Origin of the sequence: Phascolarctobacterium faecium (genome assembly GCF_003945365.1) — a bacterium.
GTDB lineage: Bacteria > Bacillota > Negativicutes > Acidaminococcales > Acidaminococcaceae > Phascolarctobacterium > Phascolarctobacterium faecium.
In genome coordinates this window covers 512,278-534,539 of sequence record NZ_AP019004.1, presented here as the reverse complement: position 1 = coordinate 534,539, position 22,262 = coordinate 512,278, and the positions used below count along the sequence as shown (strand labels likewise).

The following is a 22,262-nucleotide window of genomic DNA, read 5'->3' as shown; positions in this document are numbered from 1 at the left end:
ATGGGCTTTCCTATTTACCGTCCCCGCCGCCTGCGCGCTACAGAAAACCTGCGCAGCATGATCCGAGAGACTGAACTTTCCGTTAAAGACCTCATTTATCCGTTATTCGTCGTCCCGGGCACCGGTGTAAAAAATGAAATTGAATCGCTGCCGGGCAATTACCATTGGTCCTTAGACCGTTTACCGGAAGTTTTACAGGAAATCAGCGAACTTGGAATTCCTGCCGTTATACTGTTTGGTATCCCCTCTTATAAAAATGCTGTCGGCAGTAGCGCCTGGGATGCAGAAGAACCTGTACAGCAGGCCTGCCGCCTGATCAAAAACACTTATCCCGAACTGGTAGTCGTCACCGATGCCTGCCTGTGTGAATATACAGAACATGGCCATTGCGGCGTTCTGGAAAACGGCTGTACTGTCAACAATGATGAAACGTTGCCGCTTTTAGCTAAAATCGCAGTTTCCCACGCTCAAGCTGGCGCTGATGTCATTGCGCCATCCAATATGATGGACGGTTATGTCAAAGTTATGCGTGAAGCCTTAGACGAAGCAGGTTTCAGCAATGTGTCCCTGATGGCTTATTCAGCTAAATACGCTTCAGCCTATTATGGTCCTTTCCGCGCTGCAGCCGATTCCACTCCCTCTGCAGGCGACCGCAAAGGCTATCAGATGGATCCCGGCAACAGTGACGAAGCTCTGCGTGAAGTGGCTCTTGATATCGAGGAAGGCGCAGATATCGTTATGGTAAAACCCGCTTTGGCTTTTATGGATATCATCAGCCGTGTCAAAGAAACATTTAACCGCCCTTTATGCGTTTATAATGTCAGCGGTGAATACGCTATGGTCAAAGCAGCAGCAGCAAAAGGCTGGATCGATGAACAGCGTATCGTTATGGAAACGATGCTCGGTTTTAAACGTGCCGGCGCCAAAATGATCATCACCTATCATGCTCTCGACGTAGCCAAATGGCTGCTGGGCAAATAAGGAGGCCGCATATGGATCACAGCAAATCTCAGGCAGCTTTTACCGAAGCCAAACAATACATTCCCGGCGGCGTCAACAGCCCCGTTCGTTCCTTCCGCAGTGTTGGCGGTGTTCCGCCTGTCATTGCCAAAGGCAGCGGCAGCAAACTCACCGACATCGACGGCAACGAATATATCGATTATGTACTTTCTTACGGTCCTTTACTTTTAGGGCATGCACACCCGCAGGTCACCGAAGCCATCCAAACTGCAGCCGCCAAAGGCTCATCCTATGGCGCGCCGACCCTGGCTGAAACAGAGCTTGCCAAACTTCTCTGCACACTTGTCCCTTCTATGGAAATGGTACGTATGGTCAACAGCGGAACAGAAGCTACCATGAGTGCTCTGCGTTTAGCACGCGCTTATACAGGACGTGAAAGCATCGTTAAATTTATAGGCTGTTATCATGGCCATCACGACAGCCTGCTGGTCAAAGCCGGCAGCGGCGCAGCTACTTTAGGCGTTCCTGACAGCCCCGGTGTTCCTAAAGGCGTTGCCGCCAATACCATCACTGTTCCTTTTAACGACCGGGCTGCCCTGGAAGCTGCTTTTGCTGCTAAAGGCAGCGATATTGCCGCCGTTATCATGGAGCCAACTCCCGGCAACATGGGACTGGTATTACCGCAGGACGGCTATCTGGAATTCATTCGCTCCATCACAAAAAAATATGGAACACTGCTTATCTGTGATGAAGTCATGTCTGGCTTCCGCAGCAGTGAAAAATCTTCTCAGGGCCTCTACGGCATTGATCCTGATATCACCTGTCTGGGCAAAGTTATCGGCGGCGGGCTGCCGGTAGCCGCTTACGGCGGTAAACGCCAGATCATGGAACAGGTTGCTCCTGTTGGCCCCATGTATCAGGCCGGCACTTTGAGCGGCAACCCTCTGGCTATGGCAGCCGGTATCGTCAACCTTACCTACATGCGCGGACACAATGTCTGCAGCCAGCTGGAAAGCATGACAGCCATCCTGACCGGAGGCCTTGCTAAAGCCGCTGCCAAGGCAGGAGTGCCTGTACAGGTGCACCGTCTTGGTTCTATGTTTACTGTTTTCTTTACTGATCAGGAAGTTTATGACTATGACAGCGCCTGCACAAGCGATTTAGATGCGTTCCGCATTTATTTCCATAGCATGCTGGAACAGGGCATTTATCTTCCTCCATCTCAATTTGAGACCAATTTCTTATCTCTGGCCCATACGCCTGAAGATATCGAAAAAACATTACAGGCAGCTGAAATAGCTTTTAGCGCAGTTGCTGCTGCGAAAAAATAAAGTGAAAAACAAAAACGTCATAACCTTTAGGTTATGACGTTTTATTTTTGATTATTTTTGTTCTTGTTTTTGAACTTCTACCGGAGCAAAAATAAACTCCGTCAGCTTGCCCTCTTTATTAAAGCCATAAATCACACGTACCAGCTGCTGTTTACTGTAGCTTCCCAGATAAGTCAACCGGTCACCCTGATCAAAACGCTCATAAGCAACAAATTTCATTTCCTTCATTGTCCCTAAAGTATCTTTGACCTGCTTTTGCAAAGCAGCAAAAGCTTTTACATCCATTTTTTGCTTCAGTTCGGGGCTAAAACCCGCTGCAGCACCTGCATAACCGCTGTCGTCCGCAACAGTCAATGCCGCTACAAACTTATCAACTATTTTCTGCTGTTTATTTAAATCATTACCGTCTCCGGCAGCAAAACATACCGCGGCCATTGCCACTGTTAAAACTACAGTTACCAGCATTACTAATTTTTTCATATAAGTCATCCTCTCATCACTGCAGGTCTTTATCAAAATTTGCCTGCTTACTATATCTTAATTATAACCGATTCAATGTTATCGTCAATGTTTTTATCTTACTGAGCATTCAGCCATTGCTGGATAATAACGCTTTTCTGACCCGCAGTCCAGCTAAGGTCATCAACCGCCAGTTCTAAATCACCGATCATCATTTTCCGCCCGTCATCATGGGCATAATCACTGACACGCCACAAAAGCGGATAACCCTTAGAGGCCAGTAAATCTTTTGAATGTTCTGACAGCAAATAGTCCATAAAAGACTGTGCTTCTGCTAAATTTGCCCCTTGGAGAATAGCAGCACCGGTAATACAGTTTTTATTACCGTCTTTGACTAAAGTTGCGAATAGATCGCGATTTTGCCTTTCCAGCTGCAATGCTGTGGAAAGTGAAACTACCGCGATCGTTTTTCTGCCGCTGCGAACCGCTTCAATAGCCTCCCATTCACTGGCCGTATATAAAGGCAGCTGGCTGTTAAAAGAAGCCGCATACTCCATAGCTTTAGCTTCGCCGCGCAGCTGCCAGATAGAAGTTATCATGCCATAACTCCGACCGCCGTTTTTAAAATCAGCCAGCGCTGTTTCTTCCCAAAGCTCCGGTTTCAGCAATTCATCCCATGTCTCAGGAGCATAAAGCCCCAACTCGCGCAGTCGGTCACGATTAGTCAAAAATCCTATATAATCGACATAAAGACCTGTCCAGCGCCACTGATTCTCACGCATTTCAGCAGGTACTTTATAGGCCTCCCTCGGCCTGTAGCTGCGCAGCATTTTCTGCTCTCCTGCCAGATAATATTCTTCAGGCGTACCGCCAAGCCAGACATCGAATTTTCCCTCTCTCAGAAAATTAAGCCGTTCATCCAAATTCCCTGCCGGCAAATGTCTGACTTCAACTTTCACATTCTGCTGTTTGGCAAAATCTTCCGCTAAAATATCTGTCATTGTTTCATTCAGGCTGCTGCAGATCTTGATACTTTTCTGTTCTTCTTTGATGTTACTGCTACAACCGCTGCAGAGAAACACAATTGACAGCACTGTTACCAGAATTACTTTCATAGTTCGACCGCCTTTTATGGTAATAAATTCATTATACCACAAGGGTACGTATTCTCACTAGGCTCAAAAATACCTCGCCAAGTTTTCATACAGTACCACAAGGGTACGCATTACCGCGAAAAATCACTATCATTGATCAAAATTCCCGTACAGCTGCTAATTTGAACTTAATTATTGACATCAGTGCTTTTTTTAAGTATAATTTATACGTTAGCTTAAGCTAACTGTTTGGGGTTGCCCGCTTCCAAACTTTTACACTTATCAACTTAACGCTCACTCGATACTGTGCTTAACAGCTCTCACGCACAGTTTTTTATTTTTCTCGAGTTAGCTTAAGCTAACTTTTTTCCAATACACTTAAAATCACATTAACAAATTACTTTACAAATACTCAAAATAACCTCTGCTCTTATAGTTCAATGTGTTATAATTGATTATAGTTGATTTTTATTCGTCATTTTTATATTTCTACCGGCTGCAGCAGCAGTAGGTACATTTATCTGCGAGGTCTGCCATATGCCAGAACGTTTATTAAAATACTACCGCCCTTACCGAAAAACATTGTTTTTTGCTTTGCTCGGATCCGTTATCACATCCGCCCTTGATTTATGTTTTCCGCTCTTTATGCGCTATATCCTGGGCGATGTACTGCCCGAAGGCAATCTTTTCCTCTTAGGGCAGGCTACGATCATCTTGCTTTTTTTATACCTGCTTAATTTTATAATCAGTTATCAAGTCTCAAGACACGGCCGCCTAATGGGTGCAAAAATAGAACAGGATATGCGCAGTGACCTTTTTCAGCATGTCCAATCAATGTCTTTCCGTTATTTTGACAACATCCGTATCGGCCAGCTGATTTCCCGTATTGTCAGCGATATTGCCGAGATCCGTGAGCTTGTTTTTCTTGGTCCTAATTACCTGCTGGTCTGTACTATAACCATGCTTGGTACTCTGGGAATACTTATTTATCTTAACTGGCCTTTAGCGTTACTGGTCAATCTGCTGCTGTTAGGAAAAGCTTATGAATCAGTTGCTACCAATCATGCACTGAAACAATCAGGGCGTATGATCCGCGAACAGGTCGGTAATCTTACAGCACAGACAAATGAAAGTCTGAATGCCATACGCCTAGTTAAATCCTTCAACAATGAAGAATGGGAAGAAAAACGCCTTGATAAAAACGGACAAGCTCTTTTACAGGCACGTAAAACATCGTTCGACCTTTTATCACGCCTGAACAGCAACGCTGTATTGTTTTCCAATGTCACTAATCTTGTTATCATTGTCGTAGGCGGCGCCATGATCGCATATGGTAAAATGCAGATCAGCGATCTGGTCGCCTTTTTACTGTATGTATCAATCTTTATCCGCCCCATCCTGCGCCTGACCGCATTAGCAGAATCCTATCAGAAAGGTATGGCCGGTTACCAGCGCTTTTGCCAGCTGATGGATACCCCTTCTGAAAATATAGATCTGCCCGGCGCAGTCGACTGTGGTACTTTAAAAGGCTCTATTTCCTTTAAAAATGTCAGCTTTGGCTACGATCCCGGCAAACCTGTTATTCAAAATTTTGATCTTGATATCGCTGCCGGTGAAGTTATCGCTTTTGTCGGCACTACAGGTGTTGGTAAAAGCACGATCTGCAATCTGCTGCCGCGTTTCTATGAACTTCAGCAGGGCGTTATAACCATTGACGGAATGGATATCCGCAATGTGACCTTAAAATCACTGCGCCGTAATATCGGCATAGTTCAGCAGGATATCTTCCTTTTCTCTGACTCTGTACGTGAAAATATCGCTTACGGCAACCCTCATGCCAGTATGGAAGAAATCATCACCGCTGCCAGATTGGCCGAAGCTGATGCTTTTATCAATCAGCTGCCGGATGGTTATGACAGCCAGCTTGGTGAACGCGGTGTTAAATTGTCCGGAGGCCAAAAACAGAGGATTGCCATTGCCCGTGTTTTTCTCAAAAATCCGCCCATCCTGATTTTAGACGAAGCGACTTCTTCCCTGGATAATGAAACGGAAAACCTTATCCAGGAATCACTGATGCAGCTGTCACGTAACCGCACTACCCTGATCGTAGCCCATCGCCTGGCAACGATCCGTCATGCCGACCGTATCGTTGTCCTCACCCCCAACGGTATCAGCGAACATGGTTCTCATGACGATCTGATGGCTTTGCAGGGAGAATATTACAAGCTTTATATGGCACAGTTCAGTAAAAGCCCGCTAAATTAAAAATAAAACCCTCGGATGAAAACATCCGAGGGTTTCTTTTTTCATATAAACAGCTTTTTAATTATTCGCGGTCAAAGATCATTACTTTTTCAAAATCAAGATATACCTTTTCTCCGTCGGCAAATTCTTTCAAGTCTGCCCCTTTGACGATAACGCGTACATCATGATCACCGACGGTAACACGGTAATCAACAGCATCACCTAAATAGAAGCGATGCGTCAATGTCCCTTCAAGCATACCACCGCCGCGGCTCATCGTAATATTCTCAGGACGTACAGCGATGGTAGCACTGCCGGAAACACCCGAAGTATTGGGGAAAGAAGCTGTAGTACCTTGCAGGTATACTCTGTCATCCGATACTTCACCCTGCATAAAATTGACCAACCCGATAAAATCAGCAACCATTTTGTTGGCAGGATTGGTATAAATTTCATGCGGAGCACCGATCTGCTGCACTACGCCTTTACTCATAACAACTACGCGGTCGCTCATTGCCATGGCTTCACCCTGATCATGGGTTACATAAACAACGGTAATACCAAGTGCTTTTTGAATCGACAGGATCTCAAAACGCATGCTTTCACGCAGTTTAGCATCCAGATTGGATAACGGTTCGTCTAACAGCAGCAAACCTGGCTGCGCAACCAAAGCACGAGCCAAAGCGACACGCTGCTGCTGACCGCCGGACAGCTGATGCGGATAACGGTGGCCATATTCGCCTAAATGCACGAGCTCCAGCATTTCATTTACTCTTTTCAAACGTTCCTCTTTGGGAACCTTTTGGATCTTCAACGGATAAGCCACATTTTCAACAACCGTCATATGCGGCCAAACTGCATATGACTGGAATACCATACCGATATCGCGATTTTCCGGAGGAACAAATTTATTCTGCGACGAAGAACTGACGCAGTGGTCACCGATATAGATCTCGCCTTCTGTAGCTTTTTCAAAGCCTGCGATCATTCTCAGGGAAGTTGTTTTACCACAGCCGGAAGGACCGAGGATAGAAACGAATTCGCCGTCTTCAACCGTCAGGTTGAAATCATTAACAGCCGTTACAGGCCCGAAACGTTTAAATACATGTTCAATACGTACTTGTGCCAATTTATTCCACTCCTTCTTTAAATTCCCACATTGCCTTTGGTCAGTTTGTTAAGGATCAGGTTACCAACCAAAACGATAGTCAAAATGATTACTGATAATACAGAAGCATTTTGTGTATCTGCATAAGTTTGCAGCTCGTACAGCAAAACACCGATAGTTTTAGTTTCTGCACCGTACAGAAGGAGCGACATCGTCAGCTCGTAGAAAGACGGCATAAAGATCAGGAACCAACCGGCGATGATGGACGGAGCGATCAACGGCATAATAATATCTTTACAGGTTCTGATCCAGCTGGCACCTGAATTTAATGCTGCTTCTTCAAGAGAAACGTGCACCTGACTCAGGGAAGCCGCTATTGTCCGCACAGACATGGTCATATATTTGACCAGATAGCTGACGACCAGAATCCACATCGACGAATAAAGATTGAGACCGAAATTACCGGAGAAGGTGATAACCAGAGCCAGGGCGATAACGATACTCGGAGTAGAACCGCCGATAACGGTCAGCAGATCCGGGAAGCTACGTCCTTTGACTTTTGTTTTAACGGCCAGATAAGCAATGAACACTGAAAGTATCGTACCAATAGTGGCGGCGATTACGCCATACACGACCGAATTCCAGATACTCTCCATATACTGACTGCTGGTAATAACAGGCTCCCATGCATCAAAGCCGATATTCGACCAGGTAACTCCGCGCGACATACTCTTTAAAAGTGATGTCAGCAATATAGAACCTAATGGTAAAATTACTGCAATAAACGCATATAGACCTACACCACAGAAAGCAGGCCATTTCCATTTGCCAAGCTCTACGATATTAGGACGGGTACTCTTACCACTGATCGTTGTATAATCCTTGCGGCCCAGCATCCAGGTCATAAAGAACAGTAAGAAGTTGGCAAGGAACATCAAAGATGCTGCTAAAGCCGTGGCATCACGGATACCCTCATCATTACCCATGTAAATATAGGTGACGATACGGGTAGTCATAACCTCGATATTACCAGGCATACCAACAATGGCAGGAATACCGAAGCAGGAACCGGCAGCAATGAAAACCAACAGACCGCCTGCTAAAATACTTGGTGCCATCAAAGGCAAAGTAACATCGACCAGGGTACGCAGAGGGGAAGCTCCGGAAACACGTGCCGCTTCTTCGAGCGTCGGATCCATTTTTTCCATTGCCCGGGAAATGGTAATAAAAGCAAAAGGCGAATAAAACAGGGTCAATACCCAAGCCAGACCACCCATAGTATAAATATCAAATGGAGATTGCTGCAGTTGCAGAATCCACTTAAAAATCGAATTCAAATAACCGACGCTGGGATTTAAAAGCTGTACCCAGGCAATCGCGCCAACATAAGGAGGGATCATATAGCTGGCAACCAGTAAAGTCCGGTATGTTTTTTTACCGGGCATATCGGTGCGGCCAACAAGCCAGGCCAGCGGGAACGTAATAATAACACTGGCTACCATAACTAAAAGCGATAGCTGCACAGTATTGGACAAAGCACGCCAGTTAACATCTTGACTGTAAACATCAGCATAATTGCCGAAATTGATGGCTCCATTAACCATAATACTGTCATAAAGCAGTATTCCCATCGGGAAAACCACAAAATATAATAATAAAATAACGGAAACAGCAATAACTATGAATTTACTATTAAATCTAGGTAAAGACCCCACTATGGCTCCTTTCCCCGGCTTTGAGACCGGTGAAAAATCATTTACAGGATTTTCCTGCAAAGAAATTGGAAAACAGGGATCGTCAAAAACGACCCCTGATCCCTTAAAAATTGTTACTCAACAAATTTTAATAAGAACTATTCCATAACTCTTACGCGGAAAGCCTCTTTGATTTGAGCATTTTCTTTGGAAAGTTTTTCCCAGTTTACTTTAATAGCTTTATCAGAGAAAGTTTTCAGAGCAGGAGCGCCTTTAGGCGGCTCTACGTCACCGCGTACAGAGTGCATCCAGCCTTGAACAACTGCCTGCTGACCATCTTTAGACAACCACCAGTCAACCAGAGCTTTAGCACCTTCGGGGTTTTTGGTTGCTTTAAAAATAGCGATCGGAGACGGGATGATGATAACGCCGTCTTCAGGATAGGAAACTTTCAAAGGCTCATTTTTAGTATTAGCCAATTTGAGGACGTTTTCTTCCAAAATCATTGCAGCAGCATATTCGCCGGTCAGCAATTTGTTCTGAATAGCAGAGTTGCCTTCTTCAACGCGAATATCATTAGCTTTCAATTGGTCGAAATATTCCCAGCCATATTTATCGGCCAAAGCGCCAACCGCTACATAAGCAGTACCGGAAAGCATTGGGTTCGGCATAGCGATTTTGCCTTTCCATTTCGGATCGGTCAGATCTTTCCAGGATTTCGGAGCATCTTCGGGTTTCAGTTTATCAGAGTTATAAGCAATGATCATGTTGCAGACACGAACAGAGGACCAAGCACCGTTCTTGTCTTTATCAGTGATGACATCTTTCAGGTTCGGGGAAACATAATCAAGCAGCAAACCTTGATCCTGCAAAGTCAGGTAGTAGGAAGGATCAGCAACCATCAGAACGTCAGTACCGATTTTGTTGGCTTTGATCTCGCCGGTAATTTTAGTGATTACTTTTTCAGTACCGCCCTGGAACCAGGTAACTTTCATATCAGGGAATGCTTTAGCTACATTAGGTTTACACATTTTATCGATGATATCAGGATAAATAGAGGTATAAACCATAACGTCGCCTTTAGGACCGCCTTTAGAATCTGCAGCTTTCTTATCGTCGCTGCCGCCGCAGCCGGCAACTGCTACTGATAATGCCAGAACTGCTGCTGCAGTGCACAACCATTTTGCTTTTTTCATTAAACATCCACTCCTTTGTGTTGTCATACTACCCTTAAAGTTCGCCCGGCTTTGTAAAATTCCTGCTTACATTAGAAAAAAAGTTTTACAAAAAATTAAAATTTATGTCACATTTACGCCTTATTTAAAAAACATTCCATTGTCAATCGACAATACGACACTTTTGACCCTATGGGATTTTTTGTGTCCCGCGATTATACGACTGCTAAAAAATTTAATTCCCACGCCGGCACATACGGATGTTTACGCAGATAAACCTTATATTCAGGCACTAACTGCCACATAAACAATGGCAGCAGGAAAATATCCGCATCGTGATGATAAGCGGCAATAAATAATTTAGGTTTATTACGTTTTATCTGCTCCTTTCCCCCTTTCAAAGCCTCCATCTCAGCGCCTTCCACATCCATTTTGATGTAAGTTACACGCTCATCTTCAAGCAGTGTATCAATATCGACAGCCTGCACTATGTGACGCTGGCCTGTCAGCAACGTTGACTGACGGCCGCCGCTGTCAGAAAAAGACAGTTCTGCCGTTTCTTTCCAAATGGCTCTTTCAAAAATTTTGATATCAGACAAACCACTTGCCTCTAAATAAGCAGATAATTTTTTATAATTACGCCTATCCGGCTCTGCCGCAAAAATCCGATTATATTTATTATTAGTCAGCTGTAAAAATTCCCTGATCGTATCACCATTATAGGCACCTAGATCAGCATACGTTTCTTCTTCGCTCCAACTGAAAATACTCTGCAGATCTTTTAGCCGCTCCGTCTCACTTTGCCATAAATAATGCAGTTTACCGCTCAGCTTATAATTCAGTGATGCTGCAAACACGTCTCGGGACCAATCATCAGCCAAATTGTCATATACCTGCTGCAATTCCTGCTGATGCTGCTGCAGCCAGTCAAACGAAACTGTTTCATCTCCGGGAAACAGCGGCAAATGCGGCGCTACTGTTTCATGCATTGTGCTCAGCTCCTGAAAGCGGTTTAAAACTGCAGGCGACTCTGAGGCAAAGGCAATAACAATCAGAAAATCACCCAGCCGATCTTTAACTGCGGTATAAGTCTCGACCATATGACCACGAAAAACCTGCCCGCGAACAAATTCATCACTGGCAAAAATACCGGCGACCTTTATTTGCATCCTGTCACACAAGTCAATAATCTGGTCGGCACCGTTACCCATTCCATATAAAACAACAGGCTTGTCAGTCAGCTGCAAAATCTGCCAAACGTCCTGTTTTTCCTTAATAAAATCCAACATTTACGCCGCTCCCTTCTCTACAACTTTATTGTACACGAAACTTTACCTGCCGTCATACTTTTATTGCGTTAACTTTTACCATTCTTATGGTTGACATACCACCATCAAGTTTTATATACTATTATCGTAAACTTAATTTCAGTTTATAGTTAACCATAATTAAGGTGATCTTTATGTCTACTTTTAAAATTCGTGAAATCAGTGAAATTGCCTTATTAGCAGCATTTATCGCCGTCAGCGGGGCTTTTAAGCTTCCCAGCTTTATTCCAGGAAGTGAATTTCAACTCTCCGCTCCTATTGCTGTAGCGATCTGCGGTGTTTTTGGCATCAAAAAATATCTGCTTGCAGGTATTCTGGCCTCTGCCGGCGGTTTACTCCTGGGTACGCAAACTATTTTCAACGTCCTTATTGCAATGCTTTTTCGAATAGTCGTTGCCTTATTATATGCAGTTTTAGGAAAAACCAAAATCTTCTACCTGTTATCAGGAGCTGTCGCTTCCTCCGCAGCACGTCTTGCACTCAGTCTTTTTATTGGTAAGGCAGTCTACCCTCTGTTGGCAGCAGCTCTTCCTGGAATGATTTTCACAGCATTAACATCCGGGTTATTTGCTTCTGTTTTAGAGAAAACATTAACCCTGACAAAACGCGTTTACGAACGTTCTTGACCGCTACTTTTTCTATGCCTGAAGTCAAAACTTCAGGCGTTTTTTATCCTGCTCTAACTATACTTGCCCAGACCTTTTTATAATGTTAAAATAGTACTGATAATATTTGCCGGAATATTCTTACTGCTCACTAATTTTCACCGGCTGTGTTTTATTACACGATCAATCAAACGGCACTATTGCCAACGGAGGACTTGTTATGATTTTGCAAGAATCTGGAGAAAACTATTTGGAAACCATTCTGATGCTGCAGCAGCAAAACGGCAGTGTCCGTTCTATCGACATTGCAACGCATATGAATTTTACCAAAGCCAGCGTCAGCAGGGCTATGAGTATTTTAAAACGCGAAAATTACATTCTGATGGAAGCGGACGGCAACATCATTCTGACTGAAACAGGGCTCGCTAAAGCAAACGCTGTTTTGGAAAGACATCTGCTGTTGACGCGCTTTTTACGCGAAAATCTTGGCGTATCCGAAGAAACAGCTGAAAAAGATGCCTGCCGGATCGAACATGTTATCAGCCCCGAAACCTTTACCGGGATAAAAAAACTGATCAAAAACTCTTAACAATTCAAAGGAGCTGTTTTAACAATGATGAAAAAATTACTTCTTTTGCTTACTGTTGCCATCGCAATGCTGGCATTGCCGCTGGCCGCTCATGCAGACAAAACGAAATGGACGAATCCCAATTACGATTTTAATAAACTTCACCGCATCAATTTGGTTTCCATAAGTGTAGTCGATCCTGTCGGCAGCAATTTTACTGTTGACGATATGGCGACCGAAAAAATAATAAGTGCTTTACAAAAAGCTTTAACTAAAAAAGATTATGTTTTTGATACAAGCATCGAATCAAATCTTTCAATTACCAAAGAAGATGCTTCCCAACTGACCAAAGATGCTTTAAGCGGCACTTATACAGATATATCGACCAAAATAGCGCCTGCTCCAACTGCTGATCTGAAAATAATCGCCCATAAATTTGGTTACAACAGACGGGTCATCCCCGCTCACGAAGAACCGCGTACCAGATATTACAAAGAAAAGGTCAAAGACAATAAAGGAAACTGGATCGAACGGGATGCAGAACGAACTGTTTATGAATATGTTCCGGCCAGCACTGTATATGACGGCTACGTTGATGTAGCTTTTCATCTTTTTGACCCTGCTACAGGAAAAATAATTTTCAGTCTGCGCGATACACGCAGCCGTACAGCAGACAGTGATACAACAAATATGTGGCAGCGCATGGCCAATGCTTTCGTTCAGGATCTTGATAAAGCTGCAAAAAAATAACTCTGCAAATTTCTAAACACCCTTTAAATAATTAAAGGGTGTTTATTCTTGTATACCTCTGTATCTTAATGATATTTTTTCCTAATTTGCTTGACACTCTATTCAAAGATGTTATAATTTAGTATATCAAACTGAATACGGTAATGCAGGTTCCGTCAGGAATAACAGAGAAGACCGGTTAAAAGCCGGCGCGGTCCCGCCGCTGTAAGATGGAGCAACGCCTATAGAACCACTGGAATATTCCGGGAAGGAAGGCCGAGCCATGAAGTCAAGCCAGAAGAACTACCTGCATCGCGATCTTAGTGACCTGCGAAGGACGGGGAAAGATCATGGGTCTAACCATGTTTTATCACCATCCCTAATATTTATGGATGGTTTTTTTATTACCTATTCAGAAAATAATCAGAGGAAAGAGGAATAATTTATGAAAAAACTGCTTTCAATGTTAGTTATGGCTTCAATGATGGTTTTTGCACTGGGAACTATGGGCACTTCTGCCGCTGCTAAAGCACCGAAAAACGACAAGGCTGTCGTAGTAGTCAGCTTCGGTTCGACCTTCGACGACACCCGTACGAAAGATATCGGCGGGATCGAAGAAGCTGTTGCCAAAGCTTTCCCGAACCGTGATTTTAAACGTGCTTTTACTTCCTACATCATCATGGAACGATTGGAAAAAAATAAAGGCATCAAAGTCAACGATTTGCCTGCAACCTTAAAAGAACTGAAAAAAGCCGGTTATAAAGACATTCTCGTACAACCGACTCATTTGCTGCACGGCGAAGAATATGAGCATAAAGTCCTGACCACCGTTGATAAATTCAAAGGTGATTTTGACCGCATCGTTGTCAGCGATCCTCTGATGGTAGGTAAAAACGATTTCGCTATCGCTGCTTCCGCTGTTGCGACTCAATTCCCGACTCTTGGCAAAGGTGAAGGCGTTGTCTTGATGGGTCACGGTTCTCCCCGTGATAACAACCAATCCTTTGGCAACACCTACAAAATGCTGCAGGAAACCTTTGATAAAATGGGTTTACCGGTAGTAGTTGGCACTGTTGAAGAAGTGGATACTCCTAACGTGGACGAAGTTCTGGAACAAATCAAAGCACGCGGTTACAAAACTGTGCATATGTTCCCCCTGATGATCGTTGCAGGCGACCATGCCAACAACGATATGTACGGAGATGAAGAAGATTCCTGGAAATCCATGATCGAAAAAATGGGCGTTAAAACTGTAGGTCACCTGCAGGGTATCGGCCGCAATGCCGCAGTACAGGCTATTTATGTACAGCATGCAGTTGCTGCTGAAGCCGGTGTTCAAAGATAAATAATTACTGTTAGTCCAAAGGACGTTCTTCTAAGGAAGAACGTCCTTTTATGTTCTGGAAATCAGTACAAAAATATTACAGCGTTTTTATTTTAATAAAATTTTCTGTAAATTTGTTACCCTTTGTTGCTGCTGCTCTTGCTTTATGAGATATTAGAATGCTATACTTTAGTCATTGAAAGACATTATATATGAAGAAAGGGTGTTGCACCAATGGGTTTAGTAATCTCTGCTCTTGTTACTTTTTGGGTCGGCTTTCTGATCTACAAAAAGTACAAACCTCAACCGGTCTTATTCTTAGGCGGTATGATCTTAATGTATATTGCCGCCATTTTCGGTTACGGTACTATCTTACCGGCCAAAGCCGCTACAGGCTCTACTTTCTTTGATGCTTTTGAATTTATTCGCGCTACCATGAGTTCTAATGCCGGCAAGCTCGGTATGAACATTATGGCAGTTGGCGCTTTTGCCCGCTATATGGACAAAATCGGCGCTTCCCGTTCTTTAGTTCGTCTGACTATCCGTCCTTTACTGGCTTTAAAATCACCTTATATCGTTTTATCCGGCACCTGGGTTGTCGGTATGCTGATCGGTCTGTGCATCAACAGTGCATCTGGTCTGGCCATGCTGCTGATGGTCACCATGTTCCCGATCCTGATCGGACTTGGTGTCAGCCGTCTGTCTGCTACGGCTGCTGTTGCTACTACGCTCTGCTTCGACTGGAGCCCCAGTGATACCGGCACCATCCTTTCTGCTGAAACCGCCGGCTTGAACCCGGTAGTTTACTGGACTGACTACCAGGTACCGATCGTTTTGGTTGCTTTCGTTGTTGTCGGCACACTGCACTATTTCACTCAAAAATATATGGATAAACGTGACGGACATGTCGTCCAGCCGATGGAAGTTGAAAAACCTGCTGAAGATGATCCGGCTGACAGCGCGCCGCTCTGGTATGCGGTCCTGCCGGTTATTCCGCTGGCTTTGATCCTCTCCTTCAGCCCGCTGTGGATCACCTCAATCAAAATGAACATCGTTATGGCTATGTTCATTGGACTTTTTATTGGCGCCTGCTGCGAATACATGCGCTGGCATGACGGCAAAAAAGTTCTCGGCGACATCCAGACCTTCTTTGACGGTTTAGGAATGCAGATGGCTAACGTTATCACCTTGATCGTAGCCGGTCAGACTTTTGCTCAGGGCCTTCTGTCCATGGGTACTATCAATGCGCTGATCTCCGGCAGTCAGGGCTTTGGCTTTGGCCCGATGGCTATGATGCTCGTTATGGTCGCTATCATCACCTTCTCGGCTATCGTTATGGGCAGCGGCAACGCTCCGTTCTTTGCCTTTGCGGCTCTGACACCTGCTGTTGCAGCCCATACAGGACTGCATCCGGTACTGATGCTTCTGCCGATGCATTTTGCGGCTTCTATTGCCCGTAACTGTTCACCGATCACAGCAGTTATCGTTGTATCCTCCGGCATGGGCGGCGTTTCTCCGTTTGACCTGGTAAAACGTACCGCTATCCCGATGGCCGGTGCAATGATTGTCAACATCGGTATGACATTCTTCTACTATTACAGAGGGTAATTGAAATTTTGATAAAACAGAATAGCTGCCTGCGGGCGGCTATTCTTATTTTAGAAAGGATGTGTAAATCATGTTCATTTGCGACTGTCACTGCGACACACTTACCGAGCTTTACAAAAAAGGCACTTCCCTGTATGACAACGATCAGCACTTCGACATTAAACGTCAGATAGAGCTGGGCGGCGGTTTGCAGTTTTGCGCTATTTTTGTCCCGACCCACGAATTCCGTTACTACGGCGGACTGCGTTATACGCTTTGCCTCCTCGACAAATATAAGCAGGAGCTTAAAGCACTGCAGGAGAAAGGCATCGACGTACTTCCCGTTTTAACTAAAGCCGATGCTGCCGACGTGCTCAACCACAAAGCAGCAACTCTGCTGGCTATCGAAGAAGGCGGCGCTATCGATGGCAGTCTGGAAGCCCTGCGCATGCTCTATGAGCTTGGCGTGCGCGCTATCACCCTTACCTGGAGCAACCGCAACGACATTGCCGATGGCGTCAACGAAGAATGCAGCGGCGGCGGTCTGACCACCTTTGGCCGTCAGGTAGTTGCAGAAATGAACCGTCTGGGCATGCTGGTAGACGTTTCCCATATTGCTACAGCGGGCTTCTGGGATGTTATCGAAACTTCTACCAAGCCAATCATTGCTACCCATTCCAATGCCAAAACACTTTGCAGTCATCCACGTAATCTCAATGACGACCAGATCAAAGCCATCAATGCCAATGACGGTCTGATCGGTATCACCTTTGCCGGACAGTTCCTAGAAGAAGATTATAACAATGCCTGCATCGACAGTGTGTACCGCCATATCGATTATATGCTGAACCTTTTGGGCAATGACGACCACGTCGGTTTCGGCAGCGACTTCGACGGTATCAGTCACCCGCCTTATAATATCCATGGCGTACAGGATTACAAACCGCTGATCGAATACCTGCAAAGCAAAAACTACAGCGACAGCACCATTGAAAAAATCACCCACAAAAACGTGTTGAACTTGCTCGGCAAAGTATTATAAATAATGATAGCAAACTAAAATGAACCGCTATGACCTTGATATGCCACAAGTAAGCCCCATAAAGAAAAGACCCATCAAAAGATGGGTCTTTTCTTTATGGTAATTTCAATATCGCAAAAAGTCTAACACAGATCAATAATGTACACAAATACCTCTGTATTTATTACTTACATCTATAGGCGATAATGGTAACTTTACCTTTTCCGGGATACTTTTTTATTTCATATTTTCTGGGGAATGCTTCTATTAGCTTCGGCAATTTAATAAACCCGAAAGTTCGCACATCAAAATCCGGTTTTACTCTTTTTATAAATTGTCCGGCTGAACTAACATTTACATAGCCTTCATCATCCTGGTACTTGTCAGATGCTATTTTTAATAAATTATGTATTACACTTATATCTTCTTTCGTAGAATCGACTGTAGCAGTTTCCAAGCATTCCTCTTCTATCTCTATTGCTTTTTCACTGCTTTCAGTTTTAGACTTTGCTGCTTTTATATTTTCGCCAAGGTTCTCCAGAAAAATAAATTCATCACAACTGTTTCTAAAAGCTTCCGGTGTTTTCTTTTCACCAACACCCATAACATATACTCCGGATTCATGCAAATTTATTGCCAAGGGAGTATAATCACTGTCGCTGGCAACGATAACAAATGCATCATAAATCCCTTTATGCAGCAAATTCATTGTATCGATTACCAACGCCATATCAGTTGTATTTTTACCAGAAACATAGTCAAACTGCTGCTCCGCTTTTATCGCTAAACGTTTCAGCTCATTTTCCCAGTTTTTTAATGTATCTTTTCTCCAATTACCATACGCTCTTTTTACAACGATACGGCCATGTGTAGATATTTCCTGTATAACATCCTCCAACTTTGCCAACTGAGTGTTATCTGCATCAATTAAAAGCGCGATTCTTTGCAAATTCTCCATAAACCCCTCCTTAACATTCTCAATATTCTTATAAGTAAATAACCATAAATCAGCTACTTATTCCCACTCGATAGTGGCGTTCGGTTTGGGCGACAAATCATAGCAGACGCGGTTGACGTTTTTGACTTCAGCCAAGATCCTGTTGGTGATTTTGTGCAGGATCGGCCAGTCCAGTTCTTCGATAGTTGCCGTCATGGCGTCAACAGTATTGATCGCACGGATGATCACAGGATACTCGAAGGTTCTGGCGTTATCGCGTACACCGACGGATTTAAAATCAGGTACAACGGTAAAATACTGCCATACTTTTTTATCTAATCCGGCATTGGCGAATTCTTCACGCAAAATAGCGTCAGCTTCACGCACTGCTTCCAGACGCTCTTTAGTTATAGCGCCCAGGCATCTTACGCCAAGTCCCGGTCCGGGGAACGGCTGACGGTAAACCATACTGTGCGGCAAGCCCAGTTCGATACCGCAGGCACGTACTTCGTCTTTAAAAAGCTGATACAAAGGTTCGACCAGCTTGAACTGCAGATCTTCAGGCAGTCCTCCGACATTATGATGGCTTTTAACGCTCTTGGCTGTTTTAGTGCCGGATTCTACTACGTCAGGATAAATAGTGCCCTGTCCCAGGAATTCAATACCGTCCAGTTTACGCGCTTCTTCTTCAAAAACACGGATAAATTCGGCGCCGATGATTTTTCTTTTCGCTTCCGGATCAGCTACGCCAGCCAGTTTAGAGAGGAAACGTTCGCTGGCATCAACATAGACAAGATTAGCTTTCAGTTCGTCTCTGAAGACTCTGACGACGCTTTCAGACTCATCTTTACGCATCAGGCCATGGTTAACATGCACGCAGGTCAGCTGCGAGCCGATAGCTTTGATCAAAAGCGCTGCTACAACAGAAGAATCGACACCGCCGGACAAAGCCAGCAGAACTTTTTTATCGCCGACCTGTTTTTTGATCAGTTCGATCTGATCATTGATGAAATTTTTCATATTCCAGTTAGCTGTGGCATGGCACTCATCAAAAACAAATTTTTTGAGCACTTCCAGCATAGCTGTATGTTCCGGCCAGGCAGGCAGATTTTCTACTTTAGCCAAAGTATGGCCGACAGACATTACCGGCACGCCAAACTGATAAACGGCTGCTTCCACGTCGATCGGCTGACCGTCGATAATATTGTTTTCTCCCCCGTTGATGATGATACCTTTAACATTAGGCAGAGCTTTCAGTTCTGCTGCTGTGATATCATGGGGTTTGATCTCGCTGTAAACACCCAATTCCCTTACGGCGCGAGCCACCATTGTGTTTTCGTGGCTGCCCAAATCTAAAATTACGATCATATCCTGCTGCATATCCATTCTCCTATCTGCAATAAAATTTTACACCAGCTTAGATATATTAATTGTAACATATTTAACGCCTGCTTCTCCACTAAATTATTGCAGAAAACTTAACTAAATTCATCTTGTGTCTGCATAAAATAAAACCGTACTGTTTTGGATCACAAGTACGGTTTTATTTGTTATCTAATATTTCATACCCTCATTACCATTCTCTGGGTATTTCATTAAAATGTCCGGCGATAAACATAGTCGTCGTAATAGCAGCCAGTAGATTATTCTGTTCGTCTGTCATTTCCGCCATAATGACCATAGTTGTCTGCCCATGGTGTTTGACCTGGCTTTTAACGATTGCCGTCCCCGTACCCGGCAGATTGCTGATAAAATTGATATTGAAGCTCAATGTCTGCACAACCTCGCCGACACTGGCTCCGGTAATGCCCATAACTGCATCGGCTAATGCCGCCAAAGCACCGCCGTGCACACCCAGCCAGTGATTGGTATGGATGTCAAAATCTATCGGCATCTTTACCGTTGCACCGCCGCAGTGGATCTCATCGATCTCTATCTTCAGCAAATTCATAAACGCGCTGCTGCTCCAGATCTGTTTGATATGAGCAGCTACATCTGTTACTGTGTTCATTCAATCACCTCTTACTTATATATACATATTAACCAGCATCATATACAACGGTACGACAACAATACCTAAAAGCACCGTTAAAAAACTTAACGTCGCCGCATAAGCAGAATCCGCGCCATAAGTTTTAGCTACGATCGCCATCTGTGTCATCGCCGGCATGGTCGCCTGCATAGTGAAAATCTGTGCTGACAGCGGCGTTACCGGCAGCAGCGGTACCAGAGCCAAAACACATACTGGACAAACCAGAAAACGTCCGGCAACGCCTAGCAGCAGATCTTTATCGAAACCGATTTCTCCCAACGGGATCTTACTCATCTCGATGCCAATAAAAACCAACGATAAAGGCGTCGTCAAATTACCTATATATTGGAAGCTGTTCATCAAAAAAGACGGCAGCCTGCAGTCCAGCAAGACTAAAATGATACCGACAATGAAGCCGGCCAGTGGCGGAGAAAAAATTTTCTTCAGTGCTGCCGGAGAAAAAAACGCTGGTTTATTCTTTGTATCACTCAGGGTATCCTGCACAATATTATGTACACCAAGTGTCCAGAAAAAGGTTGTATTGACCATATAATAAAGCATTACTGCCGGGATACTTTTTTCACCAAACAGAGCCAGGTTGACCGGCAGACCAATAAACATGGTATTAGCAATAAAAAAATTAGTACAGAAAATGCCGCGCCGTTCTTTTTTGATTTTAAAAACGTGAGCAGCTATTTTACCGACACCAAAAGCCAGCAGCATGGAACAGATCGGCAGCAGCAGATCAGGCGCCATGGCAACCAGTTTATTATGATCAAAATTTTTACTGATACTGACGATCATATAAAGAGGTAATGACACAGCAGTTACCAGCCTGGCGATCAATGCGCTGCTGTACTCGTCAAACCAGCCGCGTCTGCTTAACACAAAACCGATACCAATAATAAAAACTATACTGAAAATACCTTCCAGTGCTTTTAAAACAAATTCCATACCGCACCTCTTTTCTGGTTGTAACAGCAAAATAAGGCCCTTTTAGCGGGCCTTATTTTGCTTGATGGAGGAATGGCATAATCACACCTTCTATGCCGGAAGCAGTAAACATCTATCTAATCTTTCCCCTGCGACCTGTCCTAAATAATCGCAACGGGGAATTCCTTGTTTTCAACTAAATATAACGCAGCCGTAACAGACAACAGATCGGCACTGCCGCCGGGACTGATCCGTTCATTCCTGAAAAGTTCTTCACTTTCTGCCAGCAGCCGGCGTCCAGAATCAGTAAAAATACTTCCCTGCGCCAAAATATCTCTGGCACGCTGCTGTACAAACGGCAGCTTCGCATAACCGCCGCGCCAGATGACATTAGAATCCTGCACAACCGTCATTAAATGAACCAAAGCATGAACCAAAGCATCGTTCAGTCCAGCGCCTTTGGCAAACGCTTCCTTTAAGCCGGGCAACCCGTTCTGTCGTACACTGGGAAATCCTGCTTCCACTTCGCCGCGGATACCCGTGATACCATAAGCCTGATATAATCTTTCTCCTGCCGTCAAAGGCCGGTCTGCCTGCAGTCCAGCCAGCTCATTCTCTGTCAGCCCCTGCGTCATTTCTGCCACGATAGAGCACAGTGCTTTACTGTCCAGACCTTTATTCATGGCAGCCCCTGCGGCAGCAGCCAATAGCCCACCGGCAAATAAAATGCCTCTTTGGGTATTGACTCCTTTCGTCACGCGCAGCAGCTCCTGCTCCGCACTGACGCCGTAACGTCTTACCTTTCCAAATAACTCCTGATAATTTCCATTATGCTTCATCCCTAAAATCTGTAAATCACTGAAAGCTTTTGCCAAAACCGCAGAACCGGCAGCAAAAGTCAAAATACTCATATCTGTATGAGCACCGCTGCCATGACGGGTGACTAAGCCTGGTTTTGGATGGACGCAAACCTCCATAAAAACCGCCTGCGTCAAAAACATACTCATTTGCCGTAAAGTTTCAGATTTAGCAGAAAGCTGGCGGGCTGATATCTCGACTACTATTTCTTTAAACGTACCTTGCTCATTTAATTTTTTAGCTTGGTGATCATACATCGCTGCACCTGCTTTCTG

Annotated in this window: 20 protein-coding genes and 1 riboswitch; of the genes, 9 read left to right on the top strand and 11 right to left on the bottom strand. The window is 44.4% G+C overall.

Going from position 1 to position 22,262, the window contains the following annotated elements:
• Together hemB and hemL are read left to right on the top strand one after the other, a co-directional pair.
• Entirely contained in the window at positions 1-981 is a 981-nt protein-coding gene (gene hemB, locus PFJ30894_RS02615) for a porphobilinogen synthase (RefSeq protein ID WP_113077570.1), read from the top strand.
• Positions 982-992: 11 nt separating this feature from the next.
• Positions 993-2,291: a glutamate-1-semialdehyde 2,1-aminomutase gene (hemL, locus tag PFJ30894_RS02610; protein ID WP_113077571.1), complete on the top strand. Its 1,299-nt coding sequence runs from the start codon at positions 993-995 to the stop codon at positions 2,289-2,291.
• Between the two features lie 51 nt (positions 2,292-2,342).
• On the opposite strand, the gene PFJ30894_RS02605 is transcribed toward hemL, so the two are convergent.
• Together PFJ30894_RS02605 and PFJ30894_RS02600 are read right to left on the bottom strand one after the other, a co-directional pair.
• On the bottom strand, positions 2,343-2,771 hold the full coding sequence (locus PFJ30894_RS02605) for a DUF3887 domain-containing protein (RefSeq protein WP_046430594.1): 429 nt from the start codon (positions 2,769-2,771) through the stop codon (positions 2,343-2,345).
• Between the two features lie 98 nt (positions 2,772-2,869).
• The gene (locus PFJ30894_RS02600; RefSeq protein ID WP_021718722.1) at positions 2,870-3,865 is read right to left on the bottom strand and encodes an ABC transporter substrate-binding protein; all 996 of its coding nucleotides are present in this window, start codon (positions 3,863-3,865) and stop codon (positions 2,870-2,872) included.
• A 516-nt stretch (positions 3,866-4,381) separates the two neighbouring features.
• On the opposite strand from PFJ30894_RS02600, the gene PFJ30894_RS02595 reads away from it, so the two are divergent.
• Positions 4,382-6,109, top strand: a complete 1,728-nt coding sequence (locus PFJ30894_RS02595; RefSeq protein WP_113077573.1) for an ABC transporter ATP-binding protein — start codon at positions 4,382-4,384, stop codon at positions 6,107-6,109.
• Positions 6,110-6,170: 61 nt separating this feature from the next.
• On the opposite strand, the gene PFJ30894_RS02590 is transcribed toward PFJ30894_RS02595, so the two are convergent.
• The 4 genes from PFJ30894_RS02590 to PFJ30894_RS02575 form a co-directional block, all read right to left on the bottom strand.
• Positions 6,171-7,217: an ABC transporter ATP-binding protein gene (locus tag PFJ30894_RS02590; RefSeq protein WP_021718724.1), complete on the bottom strand. Its 1,047-nt coding sequence runs from the start codon at positions 7,215-7,217 to the stop codon at positions 6,171-6,173.
• A 17-nt stretch (positions 7,218-7,234) separates the two neighbouring features.
• Positions 7,235-8,911, bottom strand: a complete 1,677-nt coding sequence (locus tag PFJ30894_RS02585; RefSeq protein ID WP_021718725.1) for an ABC transporter permease — start codon at positions 8,909-8,911, stop codon at positions 7,235-7,237.
• 137 nt (positions 8,912-9,048) lie between these two features.
• The gene (locus PFJ30894_RS02580) at positions 9,049-10,086 is read right to left on the bottom strand and encodes an ABC transporter substrate-binding protein (RefSeq protein WP_021718726.1); all 1,038 of its coding nucleotides are present in this window, start codon (positions 10,084-10,086) and stop codon (positions 9,049-9,051) included.
• 194 nt (positions 10,087-10,280) lie between these two features.
• On the bottom strand, positions 10,281-11,354 hold the full coding sequence (locus PFJ30894_RS02575) for an FkbM family methyltransferase (protein ID WP_206671981.1): 1,074 nt from the start codon (positions 11,352-11,354) through the stop codon (positions 10,281-10,283).
• A gap of 173 nt (positions 11,355-11,527) precedes the next feature.
• Between PFJ30894_RS02575 and PFJ30894_RS02570 the strand changes: the two genes are divergently transcribed.
• The 6 genes from PFJ30894_RS02570 (at position 11,528) to PFJ30894_RS02545 (ending at position 17,248) form a co-directional block, all read left to right on the top strand.
• Entirely contained in the window at positions 11,528-12,019 is a 492-nt protein-coding gene (locus PFJ30894_RS02570) for a hypothetical protein (RefSeq protein WP_113077574.1), read from the top strand.
• A 199-nt stretch (positions 12,020-12,218) separates the two neighbouring features.
• Entirely contained in the window at positions 12,219-12,587 is a 369-nt protein-coding gene (locus tag PFJ30894_RS02565; RefSeq protein WP_021718729.1) for a metal-dependent transcriptional regulator, read from the top strand.
• A gap of 24 nt (positions 12,588-12,611) precedes the next feature.
• Positions 12,612-13,316, top strand: a complete 705-nt coding sequence (locus PFJ30894_RS02560) for a hypothetical protein (RefSeq protein WP_021718730.1) — start codon at positions 12,612-12,614, stop codon at positions 13,314-13,316.
• Positions 13,317-13,446: 130 nt separating this feature from the next.
• Positions 13,447-13,620: riboswitch (cobalamin riboswitch) on the top strand.
• A gap of 120 nt (positions 13,621-13,740) precedes the next feature.
• Positions 13,741-14,640, top strand: coding sequence for a sirohydrochlorin cobaltochelatase (locus tag PFJ30894_RS02555; RefSeq protein ID WP_113077575.1), 900 nt, complete (start codon positions 13,741-13,743; stop codon positions 14,638-14,640).
• 213 nt (positions 14,641-14,853) lie between these two features.
• Complete coding sequence (dcuC, locus tag PFJ30894_RS02550) at positions 14,854-16,227, top strand: C4-dicarboxylate transporter DcuC (RefSeq protein WP_125668949.1); 1,374 nt, start codon at positions 14,854-14,856, stop codon at positions 16,225-16,227.
• A 70-nt stretch (positions 16,228-16,297) separates the two neighbouring features.
• Positions 16,298-17,248 (top strand): dipeptidase, encoded by a 951-nt coding sequence (locus PFJ30894_RS02545; protein WP_125668948.1) that lies wholly within the window; start codon positions 16,298-16,300, stop codon positions 17,246-17,248.
• Between the two features lie 163 nt (positions 17,249-17,411).
• Here PFJ30894_RS02545 and PFJ30894_RS02540 read toward each other — a convergent pair whose 3' ends face one another.
• The 5 genes from PFJ30894_RS02540 to PFJ30894_RS02520 all read right to left on the bottom strand — a co-directional run bounded on the left by PFJ30894_RS02540 (position 17,412) and on the right by PFJ30894_RS02520 (position 22,244).
• Complete coding sequence (locus PFJ30894_RS02540) at positions 17,412-18,185, bottom strand: NYN domain-containing protein (RefSeq protein ID WP_021718745.1); 774 nt, start codon at positions 18,183-18,185, stop codon at positions 17,412-17,414.
• A 57-nt stretch (positions 18,186-18,242) separates the two neighbouring features.
• Positions 18,243-19,544 carry a glutamine-hydrolyzing GMP synthase gene (guaA, locus tag PFJ30894_RS02535; RefSeq protein ID WP_125668947.1) on the bottom strand — a complete coding sequence of 434 codons (1,302 nt, stop codon included), beginning with the start codon at positions 19,542-19,544 and terminating at the stop codon, positions 18,243-18,245.
• Positions 19,545-19,737: 193 nt separating this feature from the next.
• Positions 19,738-20,175 carry a PaaI family thioesterase gene (locus PFJ30894_RS02530; protein WP_125668946.1) on the bottom strand — a complete coding sequence of 146 codons (438 nt, stop codon included), beginning with the start codon at positions 20,173-20,175 and terminating at the stop codon, positions 19,738-19,740.
• Between the two features lie 15 nt (positions 20,176-20,190).
• Positions 20,191-21,150 carry an AEC family transporter gene (locus PFJ30894_RS02525; RefSeq protein WP_125668945.1) on the bottom strand — a complete coding sequence of 320 codons (960 nt, stop codon included), beginning with the start codon at positions 21,148-21,150 and terminating at the stop codon, positions 20,191-20,193.
• A 140-nt stretch (positions 21,151-21,290) separates the two neighbouring features.
• Entirely contained in the window at positions 21,291-22,244 is a 954-nt protein-coding gene (locus tag PFJ30894_RS02520) for a triphosphoribosyl-dephospho-CoA synthase (protein ID WP_125668944.1), read from the bottom strand.
• Positions 22,245-22,262: the final 18 nt, after the last annotated feature.

Excerpts from the sequence above, each read along its gene's own strand:
- hemB (WP_113077570.1), top strand. The coding sequence starts at position 1 with ATGGGCTTTCCTATTTACCGTCCCCGCCGCCTGCGCGCTACAGAAAAC.
- hemL (WP_113077571.1), top strand. The coding sequence starts at position 993 with ATGGATCACAGCAAATCTCAGGCAGCTTTTACCGAAGCCAAACAATAC.
- PFJ30894_RS02605 (WP_046430594.1), bottom strand. The coding sequence starts at position 2,771 with ATGAAAAAATTAGTAATGCTGGTAACTGTAGTTTTAACAGTGGCAATG.
- PFJ30894_RS02600 (WP_021718722.1), bottom strand. The coding sequence starts at position 3,865 with ATGAAAGTAATTCTGGTAACAGTGCTGTCAATTGTGTTTCTCTGCAGC.
- PFJ30894_RS02595 (WP_113077573.1), top strand. The coding sequence starts at position 4,382 with ATGCCAGAACGTTTATTAAAATACTACCGCCCTTACCGAAAAACATTG.
- PFJ30894_RS02580 (WP_021718726.1), bottom strand. The coding sequence starts at position 10,086 with ATGAAAAAAGCAAAATGGTTGTGCACTGCAGCAGCAGTTCTGGCATTA.
- PFJ30894_RS02575 (WP_206671981.1), bottom strand. The coding sequence starts at position 11,354 with ATGTTGGATTTTATTAAGGAAAAACAGGACGTTTGGCAGATTTTGCAG.
- PFJ30894_RS02570 (WP_113077574.1), top strand. The coding sequence starts at position 11,528 with ATGTCTACTTTTAAAATTCGTGAAATCAGTGAAATTGCCTTATTAGCA.
- PFJ30894_RS02565 (WP_021718729.1), top strand. The coding sequence starts at position 12,219 with ATGATTTTGCAAGAATCTGGAGAAAACTATTTGGAAACCATTCTGATG.
- PFJ30894_RS02560 (WP_021718730.1), top strand. The coding sequence starts at position 12,612 with ATGATGAAAAAATTACTTCTTTTGCTTACTGTTGCCATCGCAATGCTG.
- PFJ30894_RS02555 (WP_113077575.1), top strand. The coding sequence starts at position 13,741 with ATGAAAAAACTGCTTTCAATGTTAGTTATGGCTTCAATGATGGTTTTT.
- dcuC (WP_125668949.1), top strand. The coding sequence starts at position 14,854 with ATGGGTTTAGTAATCTCTGCTCTTGTTACTTTTTGGGTCGGCTTTCTG.
- PFJ30894_RS02545 (WP_125668948.1), top strand. The coding sequence starts at position 16,298 with ATGTTCATTTGCGACTGTCACTGCGACACACTTACCGAGCTTTACAAA.
- PFJ30894_RS02540 (WP_021718745.1), bottom strand. The coding sequence starts at position 18,185 with ATGGAGAATTTGCAAAGAATCGCGCTTTTAATTGATGCAGATAACACT.
- guaA (WP_125668947.1), bottom strand. The coding sequence starts at position 19,544 with ATGCAGCAGGATATGATCGTAATTTTAGATTTGGGCAGCCACGAAAAC.
- PFJ30894_RS02530 (WP_125668946.1), bottom strand. The coding sequence starts at position 20,175 with ATGAACACAGTAACAGATGTAGCTGCTCATATCAAACAGATCTGGAGC.
- PFJ30894_RS02525 (WP_125668945.1), bottom strand. The coding sequence starts at position 21,150 with ATGGAATTTGTTTTAAAAGCACTGGAAGGTATTTTCAGTATAGTTTTT.
- PFJ30894_RS02520 (WP_125668944.1), bottom strand. The coding sequence starts at position 22,244 with ATGTATGATCACCAAGCTAAAAAATTAAATGAGCAAGGTACGTTTAAA.